Annotated in this window: 1 protein-coding gene; it reads right to left on the bottom strand. The window is 41.2% G+C overall.

What is annotated here, in order from left to right; genetic code table 11:
* Nucleotides 1-141: 141 nt before the first annotated feature.
* A partial coding sequence (locus tag A142_RS24995) for a hypothetical protein (protein ID WP_019824346.1) occupies nt 142-417 on the bottom strand: 276 nt, incomplete at its 5' end.

A 417-nucleotide genomic window follows, 5' to 3' on the forward strand; every position in this document is an offset into this window, starting at 1 on the left:
AATTTGGCATAATCAGTTCCTCTTAAAAAATAAAAGGATGCCCCCACCTGGGAGACATCCCTGGTGGGTGGTGCGCAAAGCGCGATGTGATAAAAAAGCCCCTATCGAAGATAGAGGCTTTAAGGTTAAGTCGAATTGAGGTTATTTAGCGATAGCAGCAACTAAAGCGATCAATGACACGACAAGTGGCGTGATAAGTAATATCGGTTGATATTTAATATCACGTACCATTTTCATCGTATCGATTAATAGCCTCTCTCGCTCAGCTTCAAACTTTTGTTCTTCGGCATTGAGCTTTTCTCGCTCAGCTTCGAACTTTCGCCCTTCAGCATTAAGCTTGTATGTATTAGACAAAGTTTGGTAAAGATCGGCGTTCTCTTTTTCCAACTCTTCTATACGTTTTTGCTTTTCGCACAT

The sequence above is a fragment of the Vibrio splendidus 12E03 genome (assembly GCF_000272105.2).
GTDB lineage: Bacteria > Pseudomonadota > Gammaproteobacteria > Enterobacterales > Vibrionaceae > Vibrio > Vibrio splendidus_I.